Annotated in this window: 3 protein-coding genes; all 3 read left to right on the top strand. The window is 57.5% G+C overall.

Features of this window, described 5'->3' with window-relative positions; all coding sequences use genetic code 11:
* Window positions 1-601: 601 nt before the first annotated feature.
* From BG61_RS41150 to BG61_RS41145, 3 genes are read left to right on the top strand one after another with little or no spacing between them, the layout of a single operon-like run.
* Window positions 602-1,222 carry an SCO family protein gene (locus tag BG61_RS41150; RefSeq protein WP_075584336.1) on the top strand — a complete coding sequence of 207 codons (621 nt, stop codon included), beginning with the start codon at window positions 602-604 and terminating at the stop codon, window positions 1,220-1,222.
* A 50-nt stretch (window positions 1,223-1,272) separates the two neighbouring features.
* Window positions 1,273-2,829, top strand: coding sequence for a galactose oxidase early set domain-containing protein (locus BG61_RS37930; RefSeq protein WP_035938276.1), 1,557 nt, complete (start codon window positions 1,273-1,275; stop codon window positions 2,827-2,829).
* Window positions 2,829-3,272: a hypothetical protein gene (locus BG61_RS41145; protein WP_075584335.1), complete on the top strand. Its 444-nt coding sequence runs from the start codon at window positions 2,829-2,831 to the stop codon at window positions 3,270-3,272. The genes BG61_RS37930 and BG61_RS41145 overlap by 1 nt, the downstream gene beginning before the upstream one ends.
* Window positions 3,273-3,327 lie beyond the last annotated feature (55 nt).

Raw genomic sequence — 3,327 nt, 5'->3', positions numbered from 1 at the left:
GTACCTGACAGCTATCGTGCGGACTCGGAGTGTCACGTCGACGCATTCACGAGGCGAGGGGCTCGGGCAGCACGAAACGGATGAAGCGATTCATAGAAGGCGAAGATCGCAAGCAGGTGACGCTGCTTCCAGAATGCCTCGATGACTTCGTCGCCGAAGACAATCCGATCAGGATCATCGAGTAAGCTGGCACGGGCGGCTCACGGTTTGGTTGGCGGCTTTGAGGCGCTCACAAGCTTAGGTTACCGGGTTTGTCGGTGGTATCTGACTGCCATCGTCGCCGCAAATCAACCCTCTGCGAACGCCGGTGATCGATCACAATGGCTGGCGCGCGGCGACGTGCCTGTTCGCAGCGAATGAATCTCAACACGACGCGCCCAATTCGCCGCTTACCATGTAGCTGTTTAACGATCTAAGCGTCGGCATGTTAGCTGCCGAATCACCTCTCGTGTTTGCACAGGGCCTTTAAGCAGGCGATGCCCCAGTGCGAGGCAGCTTACCGTATGGCATCGCACATTCATTCGGGAAAGTGCCCGTTCCAGCGAAGCAGCGGCATATCATATAAAGATAGGGTCTAGAGCCCGACGCGGCAGGTGATGACATGACTGCTATGACGCGGCGCGAAATGTTGCGCGCGATGGCGTCGGCCTTGACGTCGGCCGTGTCTGCAACGGTTTGCGCGCAACATGGAAGCATGGGACCGGTCAGGCCACCGGTCTGTCTCACCGAGGCCTTGGTGGTCGACCAAACGGGCAGAACTCGACTGCTCGGAGAGTTGTTGCGTGAAGGCGTCACGGCGGTGCAGACAATTTACACTGGTTGCAGTTCTGTTTGCCCTCTGCAGGGAGCGCTGTTCGGTGCAGTTCAAGACTGGATGCTGCAGACCCGTACACGCTATCCAATCCGATTGCTATCGATTGGAATCGACCCATTTGCCGATGCACCCTCTGCGTTGCGCGAATGGCTCGCGCGCTTCCATGCCCGTCCTGTATGGGCCGCGGCCACACCGGCTCCAGATGACGTCGACCGGATACGAGCAGAGCTGGCGGGCCGCCCATCGCTGCCGATAAACATCGCCGACCATTCGACACAAGTCTATTGCTTCGATCAGAACGCGATGTTGCGCTGGCGCAGCGCTGATCTCCCCCGAATTAAGGAAGTTTGTGAGGTTCTTGGCGCACTGGCGGTTTGCAACACATGCGAAGCGATACCGATCAACTGAGAGTCGCCGATCACAAGCCGTATCACGTGAACTTAGAAAGGGGCGCCGCAATGGAACGAAATCGATTCTCAACGAGCAACCCAAAACCGTCGAGAGCGGGCACAAAAGCCTTGCTCCTGATCGCATTGGGGGCGATCTTAATTGCAACGTGTCGGGACATAACGGCGCAGGGCGTGCGGCCGTCGCAGTGGTCCGCGCCGATTTCTTTGCCGCTAGTGCCGGTGGCAGCCGCCAATCTAAGTGATGGAACGGTGCTGCTCTGGTCGGCTGATAGCCCGCTAAGTTTCACGGGCGGTGAGGTGGATCCGGGCAAGCATGAGAACACTGGGGGCACCTATACTGCAATTTTTGATCCGATGTCGCGCAGCAGCACGCAGACGGTGGTCACCAAGACCGGCCACGACATGTTCTGTCCGGGAATCGCAAATCTGCCCGACGGGAGCGTGTTTGTGACGGGTGGCTCGAGTAGCTCGAAGGTTAGCATTTTTAACCCTAGCTCAAGAAAGTGGACATCCGGGAAGCAGATGAACATTGCACGAGGCTATCAGGGGAGCGTGACACTGAGCAGCGGCGGTGTGTTCGTGTTGGGAGGCTCATGGAACGGAGGACAGGGACACAAGAACGGAGAAACGTGGGTCGGTAATTCGGGCTGGAGAGACAATGTTGCGGTGCTTGCCGACTATTTCTTAACAAACGATGCAGCGGGAATATATCGTGCCGACAACCACATGTGGTTGTTCGCAGTTTCCGACGGCCGAGTTTTCCACGCGGGCCCCAGTCGGGCCATGCATTGGATTGACACGGCAGGAAACGGTAGTGTGGAGCAGGCGGGGAATCGAGGCAGTGACGCGATGAACGGCAACGCGGTCATGTATGACGTTCGGAAAATCCTCGTCGTCGGCGGCGCACCTAACTACGAAGAGACCGAAGCGACGTCGAACGCCACGCTAATCGATATCAGCAGCGGAGCGGCGATCACTCGCGCAATAGCTCCAATGAGCTATAAGCGCACGTTTCACAACAGCATCGTGCTACCGAGCGGGGACGTCGTCGTGGTCGGCGGTCAAGCCTTTGCAAAGATTTTCTCCGACGACAACGCGGTTCTGACGGCAGAACTGTGGAGCCCTGGGACTGAAGCTTTTATGCTGCTTGCCGCCCAAGCTGTTCCGCGCACCTACCACAGTTTCGCGCTGCTTTTGCCGGACGGTCGCGTGTTAAGCGGTGGTGGGGGGCTGTGCGGGCAGTGTTCGACCAATCACACTAACGCCGAAATACTGACGCCGCCGTATCTTCTCAACGCGGATGGTTCGCCAGCCTTACGTCCCACGATCTTGTCGGCGCCCACGACCGCGAGTCTTGGCTCGTCGATATCCGTAAGCACGGACAAGACGGTTAGCGCATTTGCGCTGATGCGTCTGTCATCGGCAACTCATTCTCTCAACAACGAGCAGCGACGCGTTCCGTTAAGCTTTCGCGTCGGTAGAGCAGGCGAATATCTGTTGAGTATTCCAATTGATCCTGGCGTCGTCGTGCCCGGCTATTACATGTTATTCGCTCTTGACGCGACGGGAGTACCGAGCGTCTCGCGCACTCTTCGGATCCACTGATGACATGGACCTCATACCGCGCCAGCTTCACGATGCACGTGATGACGGCCCTATTTTTTGTTGCTGTTGATAATTCGGCAAATGGGGAGGATCCGTATCGATCCACGGACTTGGGATATGCGATCTTTAGCGGGCAGCGCGCACTCGTAGCGCACTTACGCGACGACAACCGCATGGTGCCTGCCAACGCTGCCCGGTGCATTAATTGCCATGGTCACATGGACAATGCAGCCTCTTTTGCGCCCCCCCTTACACGCCGGCACCTGCTCAGCGATGCAGAGCGTCGAGGCGGCCCGCCGAGTCACTACACCCTGATCTCGTTTTGCCGCGTCTTGCGTGCCGGCGTCGATCCGACAGGAATCGTTCTGAAAAAAGCCATGCCCCAATACACCTTAAGCGACACAGAATGCGCAGCGCTTTGGAGCTTTGTCATCGATTCATAGGGATTTGTTAAATTTATAAGCGTGAATGATCGTAAGCGCCCGGTGATCCCAGGGG

This window comes from Caballeronia glathei (genome assembly GCF_000698595.1).
GTDB classification, from domain to species: Bacteria; Pseudomonadota; Gammaproteobacteria; order Burkholderiales; family Burkholderiaceae; genus Caballeronia; species Caballeronia glathei.
Note: the sequence above shows the minus strand (reverse complement) of the source record. Positions and strands in the feature narration are given on the sequence as shown.

Bases quoted from the DNA above. Each gene is read 5' to 3' on its own strand.
- BG61_RS41150 (WP_075584336.1), top strand. From the start codon at position 602: ATGACTGCTATGACGCGGCGCGAAATGTTGCGCGCGATGGCGTCGGCC.
- BG61_RS37930 (WP_035938276.1), top strand. From the start codon at position 1,273: ATGGAACGAAATCGATTCTCAACGAGCAACCCAAAACCGTCGAGAGCG.
- BG61_RS41145 (WP_075584335.1), top strand. From the start codon at position 2,829: ATGACATGGACCTCATACCGCGCCAGCTTCACGATGCACGTGATGACG.